Raw genomic sequence first — 17,005 nt, forward strand, 5'->3', positions numbered from 1 at the left:
ATCTGGTTAACCCTTTGGATAACGCTCGCTCATTGCCATGTCGCTCATCAACTACATCACGCAAATCCAGTTCGACTTCGGCGCCGTCAAGCTCATCAAAAGCGAGTGCGAGCGCATTGGCATCCGCCGTCCGTTGATCGTCACGGACCGGGGCGTGAAGGCTGCGGGTCTGGTCGATACAGTCCTCGATGCTCTCGGTCACGGCGCGTCCGTGCCCGTCTATGACCGTACGCCACCCAACCCGAACGAAGGCGCCGTGCGCGATGCCGTCGCGTTGTACAAGCAATCGGAATGCGACGGGATCATCGCGATTGGCGGCGGTTCATCAATCGATCTTGCAAAGGGCGTGGCGGTTTGCGCCACGCACGAAGGACCGCTGCAGAGCTTTGCCGTGATAGAAGGCGGCGCCGCGCGCATCACATCAGCTACCGCGCCGTTGATCGCGATCCCGACCACGGCCGGCACCGGCAGCGAAGTAGGGCGCGGCGCAATCCTGATTCTCGACGATGGCCGCAAGGTCGGCGTGATCTCGCCCTACGTCGTGCCGAGATCGGCAATCTGCGATCCCGATCTGACAATGAAGCTGCCCGCCGCGTTGACAGCGGCGACCGGCATGGACGCTATCGCGCATTGCATCGAAACCTTCCTTGCGCCGGCGTTCAATCCGCCTGCCGACGGGATCGCGCTCGACGGTTTGTGGCGTGCGTGGCGACATATCGAACGTGCAACGCGTCAGCCCGATGACCGCGTCGCACGCCTAAACATGATGAGTGCGTCGATGCAAGGAGCGCTCGCGTTTCAAAAGGGACTTGGCTGCGTGCACAGCCTGAGCCATTCGCTTGGCGGCATCAATCCGCGGCTGCATCATGGCACGCTCAACGCCATCTTCCTGCCTGCTGTGATTGCGTTCAATAGCGAAACGGCGAGTGTGAAGGACGAGGGCAAGCTCGGCCGTCTGGCGCAGGCAATGCAACTCGATTCGGGCGATCAGGTCGGCCCGGCGATCCGCGAGATGAGCCGAACGCTCGGCATGCCTTCGGGACTTGCAGAACTCGGTGTCACGCACGACATGTTCGAGCGGATCATTGGCGGGGCGTTGAAGGATCACAGCCACAAGACGAATCCGCGTGAGGCATCGGCGGAAGATTATCGAGAGATGCTCGAACGTTCGATGTAGTCGAGTCTTTGCCTTGGAATCTCGTAGTTTGCCGGGCGGTTAGTAGTCACGTTCCGGCAGCTTTTATAATTTGACATAACATAAATTATCCATTTTTTGTATGTAGCCAGCTAAATACAAATGTCTGCTTTCGGCTTCCAGCGCAGACCGGCTAAGCACTATCACGCCTGAACATAGACCCATGCCCGAACGCCTGACCTCAACTCAACGCCCACGCGCTGTAGTCGGAAGCCTCGTAAGCCTCGGCGACAACTAGTTCTTGCCCGGTGATCTCAAAGTGCGGCGGATTCTCCCTCAACAGGCCGGCTTTGTATCGCAATGTATTTGCACGCGGCTTCGATACATAGGATTGCAAAACCATGCCGCCAAGAAACAAGCGAGATACATCCGCGCCGTTTAATAAGCCCATGCCAAGTGCACCTGGCTTTTTCGACAATCCGCTAACCGTTGATCCGCGAAATCTCAAATCAGGAAAACGCCATGAAAAAGGCATTGATCATTGCAGCCTTGATTTTCACCAGCATTGCTGGACTCACGCAAACGCCGGCAATGGCCGCGACCCCGAACAAGTCAGAAACGCTTCCAGTCGAAGGAATCGTTCCGCCGCTGACAGGCGCGGCCGACTGGCTCAACTCCCCGCCATTGAGCGTGGAGCAATTGCGCGGCAAGGTTGTTATCGTCAATTTCTGGACCTACTCTTGCATCAATTGTCTACGAACCCTGCCCTATCTGAAGACATGGTCGAAGAAATATAGCGATCAGGGGCTCGTGATCATCGGCGTGCATACGCCCGAGTTCCCGTTCGAACGTAGCCTCGCGAACGTCAAGCGCGCGACGCGCGATCTGGGCGTCGACTATCCTGTTGCCATCGATAATAAATATGCAGTCTGGCGAGCTTTCGGGAATCAATATTGGCCGGCGTTTTACGTCGTCGATGCAACCGGCCATATCCGATACCACCAGTTCGGCGAAGGCAACTACGACAAGTCCGAGCGCGTCGTGCGTCAACTGCTGGCGGAATCCGGGCACACAAGCTTGCCCACGCCGGCAGGCGTTCCACAGGCCGCCGGGACGCAGGTTGCATCGGACGAAAAAGATGTGCTGTCGACCGAAACGTATCTTGGCTACAAGCAGGCGAATGGATTCGCATCGCCGGAAAAAGTCGCGCCCGACGCGCTCAGAAATTACACCACCCCTGCCCGCTTATCGCTGAACACGTGGAGCCTGCAGGGGCCGTGGACCGTGAGCGCCGATCAGGCGCAAGCCGGCGCGGCGTCCGGGAAAATCTCCTACCGGTTTCACGCCCGCGATCTTCACCTGGTCCTCGCGCCTGCCGCCGATGGCAAGCCGGTGCGATTTCGCGTGACTATCGATGGCGCGGCGCCAGGCGCATCGCATGGAACCGATGTCGCCGCGGACGGCAGCGGCATGATCGATAGCGTGCGCCTGTATCAACTGATCCGGCAAGCTGGCAAGGTCGATGACCACACGTTCACCATCGAATTTCTCGATGCCGGCGCGAAAGCCTATGCGTTCACGTTCGGGTAAAAAAACGGCGCCGCTTGCCTAGCAATTCGACGTTTCGGCTAGCGGATTTTTCCCACACGCACGCATAACAGAGCGCCTAAAGCGAGCGCGGCGGCAGCGGTTTCGAGCGACGTCGAAAATGAATGATGCGATGCGTACATGGTATTCGCGACCAGCGGTCCGACGATCTGCCCGATCCCGAAGCACGCGGTCATCATCGCCAGAATGCTGATGCGCATGGTGTGCGCGACGCGGCGTGCGGCGAGCATGGCGATGGTTGCCGTGCCCATGAACGTACCGCCTACGATCAGCGCGCTGCCGAGATAACCAACGGGATTTGCGAACAGCACAGGCAACACAACACCGATCGCTTGCAACGCGAGGTTCAGGAACAACGCGCGCCGTGTACCCAGCCGCATGTGGATGGCGTGCCAGATAAAGCACGACGGGATTGCGCCGAGACCAAACAACGCCCAGACCTGGATTGGGTCGATAGAACCAATCGCGTCCCTGACGAACAGCGGCAAATAGGTCGCTGTAATGATGTAGCCGAAGCCGGCAAGTCCATAAAGCGCGATCAGCGGTCTGGCGCCGAGCGCTGGATAGAACTCGTGTCCGTGCCGCTCCGCACGTGTGCCGGAATCGTGGACCGGGCGTGCATCGAGAGCCGGCAGCGCAATCGCGCCGAGCACCAGCGCGCCGGCCGCGAGCACCCACCACAGTCCTGCGCTATGCAGTCCGGAACCGCGTCCGGCGACCAGTAATTCGGACGACAAAACAATCCCGATGCCAACGCCCGCGTAGAGCATCGGCGCACCGCGAGTGTGGCCACGATGCTGCAAGAGCCACAGGGATGCGGCAACCATGGTGACCGCGCTGACGGCGCCCGTGATCCCGCGCATTGCGATGATCAGCCACGGCGCATCCAGCAACGCCGTCACTGCCAGACAGATCGCGATACCGCAAAGCGCCGCCATGCAAAGCCTGCGCGAATGTCGCGGATGCATCGCCGCGGTCAGCAGCGCACCAATCAGGTATCCTGCATAATTGGCCGATGCAGCGAGTGTTCCCTGATGCACGGTCAGCACGGCGTCACTGACCATGACGGGATAGATGCCGGTGAACGCAAAGCGTCCGAACCCCATGCCCACCGCCATGACGAGCGCGGCGACCATCGCGGCCATGCCTTGATTCGCAGTCGATGAAACCTGCCGTATGGTGCTCATGATGATTTCCCCTTCAGTGTCTGCTGCTTCGACATGAATGGCGTGAGCGTTTCGCGCAGTGCGTTGAACGCCGCCGTCCGATAACCATTGCGATGAATCAGCCACGTATCGACTTTGGCCACTACATGAGTGCGTAGCGTCGGCGGTTCGCGCAGCAACTCCAGCACGCTGCGCGGCACGAGCGACACGCAGCCGCCTGCCGCAACACACGCGAGCATGCTGTGATACGAACCGACCTCCTGAACGTCGAGCGCTGATGCGCCCTGCCCGAGCCATTCTTCGGCAAGCAGGCGATAGCTGCAGCCCTGCGCAAACGCAGCGAGCGAACGCACTGCGATGTCCTCGCCCTTTCGGACGGCGCCATGCCCGGGCGGCAGCACGAGCAAAATTTCCTCGCGAAAAACCGGTTCGCCATGCAGGCCCGCTGCTTCGAGATCCGCTGCCGATGCCATCTCGCCACACGGTGGCAACGCGGCAAACGCGCAGTCGATCAGACCGCGCTCGACCTGTTCGATTAATTGCCTGGACGGCGCCGTGGAAATCCTGAGCCGCACGTCCGGATACTGGACATGCAATGCCGCAAGCGGTCCGGGCAGACGAGCGGCGGCCGTGCTTTCCATGGTGCCGATCCTGAGCGTGCCCGACGGCGATTGCGGCGTAAGCACCTGGCGCGCTTCGTCGGCGAGTGCAAGCATGCGGTTCGCGTAGCCCAGGAAGCGTTCGCCTTCGGCACTCAGCGTCAGACGATTGCCGTCACGCCGGAACAGCGCGACACCCAGTTCTTCCTCAAGTTGCTGGATTCGCGTAGTGACGTTCGACTGCACGCGGCCGAGCCGTTTCGCGGCACGGGTCACGCTCAATTCAGCAGCGACGACGCAAAAAATTTCCAGAGTCGTATGATCCACGTAAATCTCTAAATGAGAACGATGTTAGCATCTTATTCCCAAATAGAGATAATATGCAAGTCATGTATTTGTTTCGCCCGCGAGCGGCGTACGTCTTGCAGTCCGCGCAGTTAAGCGGGCAAGTGATCGGCCGTTGATTGGCGGAGAGATCCGCACGCATGTCGGCTTGCGCGCGGTGTTTTCGTGACCGCATCCTCGCTGCGTTGGGCGCAAGGCGCGGTTTAAGCTGTGTTTTTAACGCGCTACGTGGAGCAAGCTCAGCCGCCGAATTGCGCGTTCAGCACCTTGCCCGGCGCCGCGTTTTCGAAGCCATCGAAACGTCCATCCACAAGAGCCTCCGCCGCGCGCATGAAACCGCCCCACGCCGCGCGAGCTAATGCCCCGCCCACGCTCACGCGCCTCACACCGAGCGCGGCAATGTCCTGCATGGTCAGGTCGCTGACCGAACCGACCAGCAGATTCACCGGCTTCGGCGCAACCGCCTTGACCACAGCCGCGATCTGTTCGCGCGTGCTGATTCCCGGCGCGTACAGGCAGTCCGCCCCTGCGTCCGAATAAGCCTTAAGCCTCGCGATGGCGTCATCCAGATCGGGCCGCCCTGCAACGAAATTTTCCGCGCGGCCGATGAGCAAAGTGTCGCCGCCGGTTGCATCGATAGCGCTTCGTGCCGCGCGCATCCGCTCGACCGCGACATCGATGCTGAAAAGCGGCGCGTCTGCGTTGCCAGTCGAATCTTCAATCGATAACCCCGCGACTCCGGTCGCAATCGCGAGCCGCACGCTCTCGGCAACGCCGTTGGCGTCGCTTGCATAGCCGCTTTCGAAGTCCGCATTGACCGGCAAATCCGTCGCTTCAACCATGTCCCGCAGATGCGCGAGGATCGCATCCCGCGCGACGGTGTTGTCGGCATGCCCTTGCGACCACGCAAAACCGGAGCTGGTTGTGGCGAGCGCCTTGAATCCCAGGCTTTGCAGATAGCGGGCGCTGCCCGTATCCCAGGGATTCGGAATGAGGAAACACCCTTGTTCATGAAGGGCACGGAACGCAGCACGTTTTTCGGCGATAGAGCGGCTCATTTGAGGTCTCACTGTTAGCGCGTGAAGAAGTCGGGCGGAAGCCCTGAGCGAAATATTATGCCTCGTGCGCGCAGTGCTGGATCGAACCCGCTAAGTCCCTATCGATACGAACAACTGCACCATCGGCGCCTTCGATCCGCCCGGCACCGGCGCGCGCAGCGGCACGCCATACGTGCCGCGTAAATCGACGTAGCGCGACCACTGCACGCGCAAGCCTGCACCAAGGCTTACCAGCGAGCCATTGCTTGCTTCGGCCGGCTGGTCGATGCGGTTCCACGCGTGACCGGCATCGAAAAAAACGAAGGGCTGCATTGCGATGCTCGATGTCCCTATCGGTATGCCCGGCGAGCGCACTTCAGTCTGCACATTCCAGCCGCGGTCGCCGAGCACCACGTAGGGGTCGTAACCGCGCACACTCGTCTCGCCGCCGAGGCCGAGTTCCTCGCTTGGCAGCAAGGTATTCGGCGTCCACTGAAATGCGCCGCGCGCGCTCAATGCAAAACCTGCGCCTAACGTAAAGTTGTGTTGTCCGCCGAGTTGCACGTATGTGTATCGGGCAGTCGCGCCTTGCCGCGCGGTGGTGAACGCTGCGTTGCTGTTGTCGCCGTCGAGGCCGCCCGGACTTGCTACAAGCGTGATGTTCGCGCGCGCCAGGCCGAAATCGTCAGGCTTGCTAATCGAGTATGAAGCCAGGAACTGATGCACATGCACGTTCGAATTGAATACCTGAAAACCGCCGAACTCGAGATCGTTGTTGGTGCGTTTGAAGTCGTAGCCGAACTGCAACTGCGGGTTCCAGTCGCCAGCCGATGGGAGCAGCCAGTCGTATCGAATACTGGCTTGAGCCGAGATGCCGGTCTGGCCGTAACTATCGGGCAGCCTCGGCGTGCTCTGCGCGTAGACACCAAATAATTCGATGCGGTCATGCCACGGCAGCGGCGCCGAATAGTTCAGCGAATGCGCCATGAAACGGGCGCGATCCGGGCGCCCTTCTATGTCCGGATTGCCGCCAAAAATATCGTTGCTCGCAGTGAATTGATACGCGATCTGTTGATCGAGCCCAAACAGATTCCCATAGTCGATTCCCGCAAAAAAACGATCGCGGCCAAGTTGCGGAACGCCGGCGTTGTCGTAGCCGGCGTTGACGCGCAATGGCAGACGGTCATCGGTCTGGAGCAGAACGTCCGTGGAATTCGCGGCTGTGCCCGGCGCATAGACCACATCCACACGCCTGTACGGATTCGCGTTGAGCAACGCAAGCCCCGACGAAATCTGCGATTGCAGGATCGGCTGGCCGGGTTGCGACGGCATTTCGCTCGTCAACAGGGCATCGGAGAAATAGCGGTTGCCGCTTGCACGCACTTGCCCCAGCCGGAACTCCGCGATGGCAATCCTCACCACGCCATCGGTTACGTCCTGCTCGGGCACGAAGACATCGACGAGCGGTTTTCCCGCTGCCCGATAACGCGCGACAACCGCACGACGGATCTGCGCAAGCCGCTCGAAAGTCAGTGGCTTGCCGAGGTCGGGCTGGAAGGTCTGCAGGAAGGCGGTATCGAGAACGGGAAGATCGTCGGCGCTGATCTTTTTCTGCGGCGCTGATGTATCTGCCGATCCCGCAGGCACGAAGATCAACGCGGCGAGCGACGGCACCGCAACCTGTGTTGCCTGCGGCGAATCGACGGCCTTGGGCGGCGCCGTCTCACGCTTGATGATGGAAGGCGGCGTCTGCGGCGCAACATCGCGATACGACTGCGCATGAGCAGACACGGATAGCGCAGCCGCAACTCCCCACGACGCCTTCAGCAAGCGCCTCGCGCTACGCGATTCAACGCCGCGCTCAGTTCGCAATCTGCCAGCGCAACACGGGATGCGTGGCCCCGGCGGGCAACGCCCATACGCCGGTGGAACTGAAATCGTAGGTCGGGCCGAAGCTCGCCGGCGTGCTCATCTGCGCGGTGGTGAGCCCGGTCGCCGCCGATGTACCCGTTCCGCTGTAGACGCCGAGCGTGGCGTGCGTGGTATCGACATTCCAGAAAACATCCTTGCCGATGGTGCCGTCATTGTTACTGGCAATGCCGAGCGCCGGCGGTCCGAAGCCTGGCAAGACGGAAGTCGTGACCGCGCCCGTCGCAAAGGATTGTTCGATCGTGCCTGAGTTGCGCTGGACGAGCGCGGCGCTGCCGGCATCGCAAGGTCGGCCACTGAAGCCGCATGTGTTTGGCACGAAGGTGACGGGAGCGGTTGTGTACGACTGCGTGATCAGGCCTTCGTTGTTACCGACCAGGCCGCCGCCGCCCGATCCATGACCGAAAGCGTTGACTGAACCCGCCTGATATGGCGGCCGGACCACGCCGTTATCCGATGAATACGATTGCCGTACGATCCCTGTCGGACCATTGAGTCCGACCAGTCCGCCGACGTGGCCTTCCGTTGAGATGATCACGTCGCTGGATGAACGCGTGACCGTGCCGAAATTCTCGCCGACGAGACCACCCGTCGTCCGGTTGATGTCGCCTAGCGAACTGATGCTGCCGCTTGCGTGCGCGTTCGCTATCGTGCCGTAGTTGTAGCCGGCCAGAATAGCGAAGCCGCCATATTCTCCATTGGCGAGCGACCCGTTGCCGTCCACGTTGATATTTCGCACGACGCCCGTCTTGCCGATAACCCCGAACAGGCCGCTGGCGTCTTCTTCGGGCACCGGCCCATTGCGAGGTGCGACTAGCGTGCTCGTGGTCAGTTGAAGTTTGGAGACCGTGTGTCCCATGCCTTCGAACTGCCCGGTAAAGGGCGTGGCGGCCGAGCCTATCGGCACATACGTGCCGGGGCCGAAAGGCGGCGTGGTGGCGTCGATGTCCTTGCCGAGCGCGTAATTGCCCGCGAGATCCGACGATACCTTGACCAGCCCATCGAGCGAGTTGATCAGCTTGTAGCCTGTGACCTGGGTCACGAGCCCGCTTTCGGCAGCCGCTGTCCACGCGGCGTTACGGGTGATCACGCCCGGCGTATAAGTGCCGTTCATGTCGTAGAACGAGCGGACAAAACCCGTGCTGCCCGACCAGTCGATGACGCCCTGATTCGCAACGCTGCCGTTGTTATCGATACCCGCTGCGTCGGCTCGCAGGCTCAGATTTCCCGCGCCGGTGTTCTTGAGCGTCGTGCCGGGCGCGACCGTCACGTTATGAAACGCGACAAGCGATAACGCCGCAGGCCCCTGCCAGGTCATGTTCGATACAACGTTCAGATCGCCCGTTGCGCCGTTCGTGCCGGTCGCCGTTGCGTCCACCGACGTCCCCGCGTTGAGGCTGCGCACGAATGCGCCGGCCGTGGTGTTATCGACGGTGACGCTCGGAGTCGAAACGTTCCAGAGACCCGCCTGAACCGTGGCATCGGCCGCGAGCGTGAGGGTGTTCGCGAGCGTGTCGACAGTGCCGCCGCTGCCATCGGCGTTCGTTGCCGTCAGGGTGCCTTGTTGCGTGACGTGGCCGTTATCGGCGACGAGCCAGATGTGTCCATCGCGTGTGGCGGTGCCGGTCGCACGGACCCGCGTGCCTGCGCCCGCGAGCGCATAGATGTTGCCGTCCGCGGCTTCCAGATTGATCTGCGCGGCCTGCGTGACGCCGCGATCGACCACGGTCCCTTTGCTACCCGCCAGCACGAAGACCTGCCTGCTGCTCGACGATTCAAACAGCACCACTTGTTGCCCCGCGGCATACTCCGCGGTTCCGTTCGGCGCGCTTACCGTACCGGCATTCACCACGGCATCGCGCGCAATCAGGAAGACATCGCCGCCGCTCGAACTGATTTTGCCGAGGTTCACGACCTTCGCGCTCGTGCTGCCGGCAAGCGTGAGCGTGCCGCCATTCATGAACGCGGAATTGGGCAAGTCGAGCGTGGACGCGACAAAGCGGCCACCCGTGCTGACCACGCCATTGGCGCCCACCAGAACGCCTTGCGGATTGATCAGGTAAAGGCTGCCGGTTGCACTTAGGCTGCCGAGAACGGCCGAGGGCGAGCCGCCGGTCACGCGGTTGAGCGTTGCGCCCGAGCCGTTGTCGATGGTAACGCTATTGCCCTGCCCGATGGAAAAGCTGTGCCAGTCGATCACACCGCGCGTTGAACCGGGTTGAGTGATGACAATTCCGTTACCACTCCCGTTCCCGGCGATAGACCCCTGCCCGCTCACGAACTGGCCGCCTTGAGGCAACGGTCCGGCGGCGCATGCAAAAGGCACGAACATGATCGATGCAAGCGGAACGGCAAACAGCGCCGCGAGCCCCGCGTGCTTATGGCGCGGGAATCGCGGTGTCGCGATCATTCGGCATACTAATGGAGACAGCATGGTGATCTCCGTTGCACGAATGCGGGCGCGCCGTGGCGCGGTGCACCATCACATTCGATTAGCCGGTACGCCGGAATGTCGCGCGGGCGGCCAAAGGAGAATAGCAGATGAGATGAAAAATCAAAGCGCGTTTATCGGCCAATTACTGTGCGAAATGGGACGCGAACGCGCCATGCCCATAAGGGAAATGACCTATGTCAGCAGCGCATCGGATGTTCTTGCCGCTGGACGATCAGATCGGCTTGCCTTCGCTCGATGTCCAATTCGGCATGAGCGTGTTGGTCGGCAGGGTTTCATCGACCATTTTCTTTGCGGTCTGAATGCCTGCGACCGGCAGACCCGTTGGATCGAGCACGCCGATCTGCACCAGGACCGAAGCCTGATCCCAATAGATGTGCTCGTTATAAAGCTTGTCGCCGCGAAAACGGATCACGGCCAACATGGGGACTTCGAAGTACTTGCCGGTAGGTTTGAGCCCAGGCAGCAACCAGTCGATCTCGCGATCATGCGTGGCGCAAAACACGAATTCATCGACAACACGGTCCGAGCCGATGGTCCGCGACACTGGAATCAGCCGGGTATCGGCGGGATTGGAATCGACGAAATGGTACTTGTAGAAGCGCTTCAACTGGTCGTGACCCACACCGCCCGTCATGGTGGGAACGTGGTTCACATAGGGCTCGGCGACCATGGTCGGCATGACGGCATTCACGTCGCGCGTGCCGAACTCGTAGTAGCAATGCATTTCCCACAAACGGTTTAGATCGTACACGGGGCCCAGCACTTTGCGCAGCAACGACAAGGTCCGCGAATACGCCATCAACGCCGCGGGTTTGTCGTAGTGATCGCGTTCGGGTGTGGCGAATGCGTGATCGCAACCCGCGTACACATAGTGTTCGATCAACGGCTTGCCAACGAACGCGGCTTCGATTTTCGCGCGCGTTTCGGGTGGGGTGAATGCGTCATTGTCGGCGAAGTGAAAAACCATGGGGCATCGGATGGTGGCGATCTCGTCAAGGAAAGCATCGAGATTCACGCCGTAATAACTCACCGCACAATCCACGTCCATGCTTGCCGCGGTGCGCATGGAAAGACGGCCGCCGAGGCAATAGCCGACCACACCGAGCTTGCCCGCCTGCTCGGGAAGCGCGCGCAATGTCGCAAGCGTTGCGGCGATATCGTCGAGCGCTTTCGATTCGTCGAATCTCGCGTTGTAGTCGAGCGCAGTGACGAGATCCGCATCGCCATATCCGAGCACGATGCCCGGTTCCATGCGCCAGAAAAGATCCGGCACGAGCACGACATAACCCTCTTCGGCGAAGCGATCGGCCATCGACTTCATGTAGTCGTTGATGCCGAAAATTTCCTGCAGCAGGACGATGCCCGGACCCGAACCCTGCGCGGGTTTCGCGAGATAAGCCGAAAAGCGGCCGCCGTCCTGCGCCGTGATTTCAATCGTCTGACTGCTCATGTCGTCCTCTTTGTTCGTTTGATCGATGATGAGTACAGGCTGCATATTCTCAAGCGGCTCTGGCTTCCCGCGAGCGCAATGGACGTTCTTCGGGCGTGTCGAGAACCAGGCGCCCGAACTCCTTTGCGGCCAGCGTTTTTTCGCCCTTGCCCCACAGCAGCCTGAACTCGGCCTCGGGCAACGGGGGCAAACCGTATTTTCCATCGACCACGGCAATGCCCGGCTCCAGGTCGTCACGGGTCAACACGGTGATTCCGAGTCCGGCCATCACGGCGGCTCGAATTCCCGACTGACTTGACGATGTAAACGCCACATGCCAGTCCACCGGCAAGGTATCGAGTGTTTCGACTGCCACGCGCCGATTCACGCACGGCGCAGGAAAAAACGCCAGCGGCAATGACGCGCCCTCGCGCAACTCGAACGATTCCGCCGCCGCCCATACGAAGCGCGTGCGCCGCAATACGATGCCTTCGTCACCGCTTCCGTGCTTGTGACTTTGCACGCACAACACGACCGCGAGATCCAGTTCTTGCGCGGCGACCATCGCTTCGGAATCGATACTCATGCCAACGCTGACATCGAGCCGAACATTCGGAAACGCCCGCGAAAACTGCGTGAGCAACACAGGCAAGCGTTCGCCCATGAAGATATCGGGCGCGCCGAACCGCACCACACCGGATGCCGGCGATGAATGAAAACGGCGCGTGACAGCCTGCATTGCATCGAGGATCTGTATGGCATAGCGCAGGAAATCCTCGCCGTCCTCGGTCAGCGTCAGCGTGCGTGTCGTGCGAAAAAGCAGCGGTCTGCCTACTTCTTCTTCGAGCCGCCTGATTTGATGACTGATGGCCGATTGCGTCAGGTTCAGCCGGCGGGCGGCTTTGGTGAAACCGCCTGCTTCGGTGACGGCGATAAACGCGCGCAGCAAGCCTGGATCGAGATTCATGGTTGCTCGAATGATGAAGTGATTTACTGGATCATAGTAAATTAAATCATTTCCGTCATGGCAACGGATTGCCGAGAATGGGTATTACACCTTCTTCCGGTAACCCGTCATGGATGTCTCGCCTCGCGTCACCGCATCGAAACAGCTCGCACTTACCTTGTTGCTTGCAGCCGTTATTGCCGCAACCTACGGCTTTGGCGTGTACTTGTTTCCGGTGGTCCTGCCTGCCATGAAGCACGATCTCGGTTTCGGCTACGCGCAAGCCGGCTACATGACGGCGGCACGGCAACTCGCCAATGTGGCGGTGGCCTTGCTGTCCGGTTTCGCCGCATCGCGTTTCGGCGCCGCGAGGGTCATGCTGATCGCGACCGCGTTATCGGCGGCAGGACTTGCGTGCCTTGCTTTCGTCCACGGCCCCTGGCTGCTGGGTGTGGTGCTTGTTGCACTCAACGCGAGCGCGGCGGCAACCTGGGTTCCCATGATGGCGCTCGTCGCGCCGTTGATCGATGAACATCATCAGGCGAAAGCAATCGGCGTGATCGGCAGCGGCACGAACTACGGCGTGCTGCTCAACGGGCTTTTGGTGCCGGCATTGATGCCCTTGTGGGGATGGCGTTCCGTGTGGCTCGCAAGCGCGGTGCTAACTGCGTTGCTAAGCGTTGTGATCGTGCTGATGTTTGCGCGGCTTGGGCGACCGGAAACGCGCGTGAAGGCGCAGCCACGAGTCGAGCGTACGCGTTTCGAAGTCCGAACGATGTTCTCGCGGCGCTGGACGCTCGTGTATGCAATCGCGTTGCTGTCGGGCTTTGCCGGCGTTCCCTTCATCACCTACTTTTCAGCCTATGCACACGACGACCTGCATCTCGGACTCGATGTCACCGGGCACGCCTGGGCGCTCGTCGGTTTTGTCGGTGCGGTAAGCGGCCTGACGCTTGGCATGATCGGCGATGCGCGATCTCCTGCAGGACAACCGCAACGTGACGGCATGCGCACGGCGCTCATAAGCGCAGGGGTATTGCTGCTGTGCGCGTCGGTCATAGCGGCATCGCGTCCCGGCATGTACGCGTTGATGATCGCAGCCGTCGCATTCGGCTTCTCGTTCTTCCCGCTGTTCGGCTTGCTGCACGCTTATGTCGGCAAGACGAGCGAACCGGCGCTCGCGGCTATTGTGTGCGGTATTTGCGAAGCATCGTTCGGGGTTGGCGGCGCACTGGGCAACGTGCTGGGCGGCTTATGCAAGAGCGTGGCCGGATCGTTTCAGCCCGTGTATGTGGTGACGGCCGCGGCGTCGGTTGTAGCGGTTGGATTGAGCTGCCTCGTGCCGGGCGTGCGGCGAGCGCCAACGGCTAACCGATGCGCACTCGCCGACTTTCCCTGATGATCCGAGGTTTCAGGTGATCGCGCCGATCTGCCACGGCACGAATTCGTTTTGCCCGTACCCGTGTACTTCGCTCTTCGATAACGTGCCCGAAGCCGTCGCCAGCATCAGCTCGAAAATCTCCTGACCGAGTTCATCGATGCTCTTCTCGCCGTCGAGAATCGAACCGCAGTTCAGGTCGATATCCTCTTCCTGACGCTTCCACAAAGCGGTATTCGTGCTGAACTTGAGCGATGGCGACGGTGCGCATCCATATGCCGAACCACGTCCCGTAGTAAAGCAGATAAGGTTTGCGCCGCCCGCGACCTGTCCCGTTGCCGACACCGGGTCGTAACCCGGCGTGTCCATGAAAACAAGTCCGCGCGCGTCGACATGCTCGGCGTATTTGTAGACATCGACCAGATTCGTGGTGCCGCCCTTCGCCACCGCGCCAAGCGATTTTTCGAGGATCGTGGTGAGGCCGCCTGCCTTGTTGCCCGCCGACGGATTGTTGTTCAGATCCGCGTTCATCCGCGCGCAATATTCTTCCCACCAATGAATACGGTCGACAAGCTTGTTGCCCACTTCCTTCGACACCGCCCTTCGCGTCAGCAAATGTTCGGCGCCGTAAATTTCGGGCGTCTCCGACAATATCGCCGTGCCGCCATGCGCGACGAGAAGATCGACCGCCGCGCCCAAAGCCGGGTTCGCCGTGATCCCCGAATAACCGTCCGAGCCGCCGCATTGCAGACCGATCACGAGATGGCTTGCATCGACACGTTCACGCACGATCTCGTTCGCTTCCACGAGCATGACCTTGATCGCTTCAATACCCGCTGCGACCGTGCGCGCCGTGCCGCCCGTTGCCTGGATCGTCATGGTCTTGAGACGCGCGCCGGTCTCGAGATGCTGCTCCTGCAAAAGCCCGTCGATCTGATTGGTCTCGCAACCGAGTCCGACCAAAAGTACGCCGGCAAAATTCGGATGCCGCGCATAACCGCCGAGCGTGCGGCGAAGCATTTGCAGCGCTTCGCCTTCCGAGTCGACAGCGCAGCCCTGACCATGCGTGAGCGCGACCACACCGTCCACATTTGGAAACGCCGCGAGCGCTTCAGGATGCACATCGCGACGAAAATAATCCGCAATAGCGCGCGCGGCCGTGGCCGAGCAATTCACCGACGTCAGCACGCCAATATAGTTGCGCGTAGCGATACGTCCATCGGGACGGCGGATGCCGAGAAACGTTGCTGGTTGCACCGCGCGTTGCGTCGGTTTTGCATCCTCGCCGAATGCGTAATCGCGGTCGAAATCGCCCATCGCGAGGTTATGCACGTGCACGTGTTCGCCGGCTTCTATGTCGCGTTTCGCAAACCCTATGATCTGCCCGTAACGGCGGACTGCTTGCCCTTGCAATACCGCTTTGACGGCGACCTTGTGCCCCGCCGGAATCAGGCCGCGAACGGTGATGCCGCCATCGGCGAGCTGCATGCCCGCGACGAGCTGATGACGCGCGATAAGGACATCGTCGATGGAGTTCAGACGAACCGTCGCCGAGTTTGATGGTGTTGTTTCAACTGCCGATTTCATATTCGTTGCTCCGTCAATTTAGCGGGAAGCCGTCTTCGATGCCGATATCTGACTCGCTTCCTGCCGGCGCCCTTTCATCCCGATGCTCAACAGCAACAGCACGCCGATCACACCCGCTACCGCCAACGCGCCCATGCCTGCACGCTGGCTCTCGAAGAAGGTCTCCACGGCGGTCTTTAACGTCGGCGCAATGAACCCGCCGAGGTTGCCCAGCGCACCGATCATCGCGATACCGCTCGCAGCCGCGGTGCCGCTCAAATAGGCTGTTGGCAACGTCCAGAATAGCGGCTGCACGACGACGAATCCCACCGTCGCAATGCAGAACGCGAACAGCACGGGCACGAGATGCGTGCCCATTGTCGAAAATCCTATGCCCGCTGCCGCCATGACCAGCATCAGCACCGCGACTTCGCGATGCTTGCCGCGGGCATCGGCGTAACCGGTTACAAAGCGCAATGCGACCAGCGCGCAGAACCATGGAATGGCGGTCAGAAAGCCGACCTTCGCGCCGATCGCCGTGCCCGTCAATTCGGAAATACGCGTCGGCAGATAGAAGATCACGCCATACACGCTGACCTGGATTGCAAAATAGATGGCGACGAAACGCAGCACGTTCCAGTTCGCGAGAGCGGCGAGCGCGGTCGATGGACCATGCGCGACCTTCTGCCGGTCCTCAGCCGCAATGGCCGATTCGAGCGCATCTTTCTCGGCATCGGTCAGCCACTTCGCCTGACGCGGTTTGCTCACGAGATAGAAGAACGCGATCACGCCGACTATTGAAGCCGCGAGGCCTTCAATCAGGAACATCCATTGCCAGTTGCGCAAGCCGAGCAGACCGCCCATGACTTCCATCAGATACCCGGACAAGGGGCTGCCGAGCACGAGCGCGACGGGTACGCCGAAGTAGTAGATGCCGAGCGCCTTGCCGCGTTCGCGCGCGGGAAACCAGTACGTCGAATAAAGGATCACGCCGGGCGAAAAGCCGGCTTCTGCCACGCCGAGAATAAAGCGCAATACATAGAACGCGGTTTCGTTGTGCGCGAACATCATGGCCGCGGATGCAAGGCCCCATGTCACCATGATCCGGCTCAGCCAGACTTTCGCGCCCACGCGATGCAGCATCATGTTGCTCGGAATCTCGAACACCGCATAGCCGATGAAAAAGATCCCCGCGCCCAGCGCGAACGCCGCGTTACCAATGTTCGAATCGACCTGCAATGCTTGCTTGACGAAGCCGACGTTGGAGCGGTCGAGCATTGAAAGCGCGAACATCAGCGCGAGAAATGGCGCAAGGCGCAGCCGCGCCTTGCGCACGGCGCTCGCCAACGGCTGGGACGAGAGGGCTTGAGTCTGCATGTGTGGTGTCTCCATCGTGAGGACGCCGGATCCGC

Annotated in this window: 12 protein-coding genes and 1 pseudogene; 3 read left to right on the forward strand and 10 right to left on the reverse strand. The window is 60.8% G+C overall.

Translation table 11 applies throughout. From position 1 onward, the window contains the following. Window positions 1-37 precede the first annotated feature (37 nt). Window positions 38-1,177: an iron-containing alcohol dehydrogenase gene (locus ASG35_RS04760; protein WP_056353335.1), complete on the forward strand. Its 1,140-nt coding sequence runs from the start codon at window positions 38-40 to the stop codon at window positions 1,175-1,177. Between the two features lie 199 nt (window positions 1,178-1,376). On the opposite strand, the gene ASG35_RS31195 is transcribed toward ASG35_RS04760, so the two are convergent. Further along, window positions 1,377-1,670: a hypothetical protein gene (locus ASG35_RS31195; RefSeq protein WP_156393002.1), complete on the reverse strand. Its 294-nt coding sequence runs from the start codon at window positions 1,668-1,670 to the stop codon at window positions 1,377-1,379. 86 nt (window positions 1,671-1,756) lie between these two features. On the opposite strand from ASG35_RS31195, the pseudogene ASG35_RS04765 reads away from it, so the two are divergent. After that, a pseudogene (locus ASG35_RS04765) lies at window positions 1,757-2,725 on the forward strand (thioredoxin family protein); the annotation flags it as partial. Window positions 2,726-2,763: 38 nt separating this feature from the next. Here the strand turns inward: ASG35_RS04765 and ASG35_RS04770 are convergent. From ASG35_RS04770 to ASG35_RS04800, 7 genes are all read right to left on the reverse strand, one after another. Continuing rightward, window positions 2,764-3,930 carry a YbfB/YjiJ family MFS transporter gene (locus ASG35_RS04770; RefSeq protein WP_056353341.1) on the reverse strand — a complete coding sequence of 389 codons (1,167 nt, stop codon included), beginning with the start codon at window positions 3,928-3,930 and terminating at the stop codon, window positions 2,764-2,766. After that, entirely contained in the window at window positions 3,927-4,835 is a 909-nt protein-coding gene (locus ASG35_RS04775; RefSeq protein WP_056353344.1) for a LysR family transcriptional regulator, read from the reverse strand. Before ASG35_RS04775 ends, ASG35_RS04770 begins: the two co-directional genes overlap by 4 nt. Window positions 4,836-5,092: 257 nt before the next feature. Further along, a complete protein-coding gene (locus ASG35_RS04780; RefSeq protein WP_056353346.1) occupies window positions 5,093-5,911 on the reverse strand; it encodes an isocitrate lyase/PEP mutase family protein in 819 nt (272 codons plus the stop codon). A 90-nt stretch (window positions 5,912-6,001) separates the two neighbouring features. Next, window positions 6,002-7,681: a ShlB/FhaC/HecB family hemolysin secretion/activation protein gene (locus ASG35_RS04785; RefSeq protein ID WP_235527444.1), complete on the reverse strand. Its 1,680-nt coding sequence runs from the start codon at window positions 7,679-7,681 to the stop codon at window positions 6,002-6,004. Window positions 7,682-7,751: 70 nt separating this feature from the next. Beyond that, window positions 7,752-10,253 (reverse strand): two-partner secretion domain-containing protein, encoded by a 2,502-nt coding sequence (locus ASG35_RS04790; protein ID WP_082508231.1) that lies wholly within the window; start codon window positions 10,251-10,253, stop codon window positions 7,752-7,754. Between the two features lie 232 nt (window positions 10,254-10,485). Continuing rightward, on the reverse strand, window positions 10,486-11,724 hold the full coding sequence (locus ASG35_RS04795) for a dienelactone hydrolase family protein (RefSeq protein WP_056353806.1): 1,239 nt from the start codon (window positions 11,722-11,724) through the stop codon (window positions 10,486-10,488). A gap of 49 nt (window positions 11,725-11,773) precedes the next feature. Beyond that, entirely contained in the window at window positions 11,774-12,670 is an 897-nt protein-coding gene (locus ASG35_RS04800; protein WP_056353348.1) for a LysR substrate-binding domain-containing protein, read from the reverse strand. Window positions 12,671-12,779: 109 nt separating this feature from the next. On the opposite strand from ASG35_RS04800, the gene ASG35_RS04805 reads away from it, so the two are divergent. Continuing rightward, entirely contained in the window at window positions 12,780-14,048 is a 1,269-nt protein-coding gene (locus ASG35_RS04805; RefSeq protein WP_056353351.1) for an MFS transporter, read from the forward strand. Between the two features lie 12 nt (window positions 14,049-14,060). Here ASG35_RS04805 and ASG35_RS04810 read toward each other — a convergent pair whose 3' ends face one another. Both ASG35_RS04810 and ASG35_RS04815 read right to left on the reverse strand, forming a co-directional pair. Further along, window positions 14,061-15,614, reverse strand: coding sequence for a UxaA family hydrolase (locus ASG35_RS04810; RefSeq protein ID WP_056353354.1), 1,554 nt, complete (start codon window positions 15,612-15,614; stop codon window positions 14,061-14,063). 18 nt (window positions 15,615-15,632) lie between these two features. Then, window positions 15,633-16,970, reverse strand: coding sequence for an MFS transporter (locus ASG35_RS04815; protein ID WP_056353356.1), 1,338 nt, complete (start codon window positions 16,968-16,970; stop codon window positions 15,633-15,635). Window positions 16,971-17,005 lie beyond the last annotated feature (35 nt).

This window comes from Burkholderia sp. Leaf177, assembly GCF_001424345.1.
Lineage (GTDB): Bacteria > Pseudomonadota > Gammaproteobacteria > Burkholderiales > Burkholderiaceae > Caballeronia.

Excerpts from the sequence above, each read along its gene's own strand:
- ASG35_RS04770 (WP_056353341.1), bottom strand. The coding sequence starts at position 3,930 with ATGAGCACCATACGGCAGGTTTCATCGACTGCGAATCAAGGCATGGCC.
- ASG35_RS04805 (WP_056353351.1), top strand. The coding sequence starts at position 12,780 with ATGGATGTCTCGCCTCGCGTCACCGCATCGAAACAGCTCGCACTTACC.
- ASG35_RS04790 (WP_082508231.1), bottom strand. The coding sequence starts at position 10,253 with ATGCTGTCTCCATTAGTATGCCGAATGATCGCGACACCGCGATTCCCG.
- ASG35_RS04815 (WP_056353356.1), bottom strand. The coding sequence starts at position 16,970 with ATGCAGACTCAAGCCCTCTCGTCCCAGCCGTTGGCGAGCGCCGTGCGC.
- ASG35_RS04810 (WP_056353354.1), bottom strand. The coding sequence starts at position 15,614 with ATGAAATCGGCAGTTGAAACAACACCATCAAACTCGGCGACGGTTCGT.
- ASG35_RS31195 (WP_156393002.1), bottom strand. The coding sequence starts at position 1,670 with ATGCCTTTTTCATGGCGTTTTCCTGATTTGAGATTTCGCGGATCAACG.
- ASG35_RS04800 (WP_056353348.1), bottom strand. The coding sequence starts at position 12,670 with ATGAATCTCGATCCAGGCTTGCTGCGCGCGTTTATCGCCGTCACCGAA.
- ASG35_RS04780 (WP_056353346.1), bottom strand. The coding sequence starts at position 5,911 with ATGAGCCGCTCTATCGCCGAAAAACGTGCTGCGTTCCGTGCCCTTCAT.
- ASG35_RS04760 (WP_056353335.1), top strand. The coding sequence starts at position 38 with ATGTCGCTCATCAACTACATCACGCAAATCCAGTTCGACTTCGGCGCC.
- ASG35_RS04795 (WP_056353806.1), bottom strand. The coding sequence starts at position 11,724 with ATGAGCAGTCAGACGATTGAAATCACGGCGCAGGACGGCGGCCGCTTT.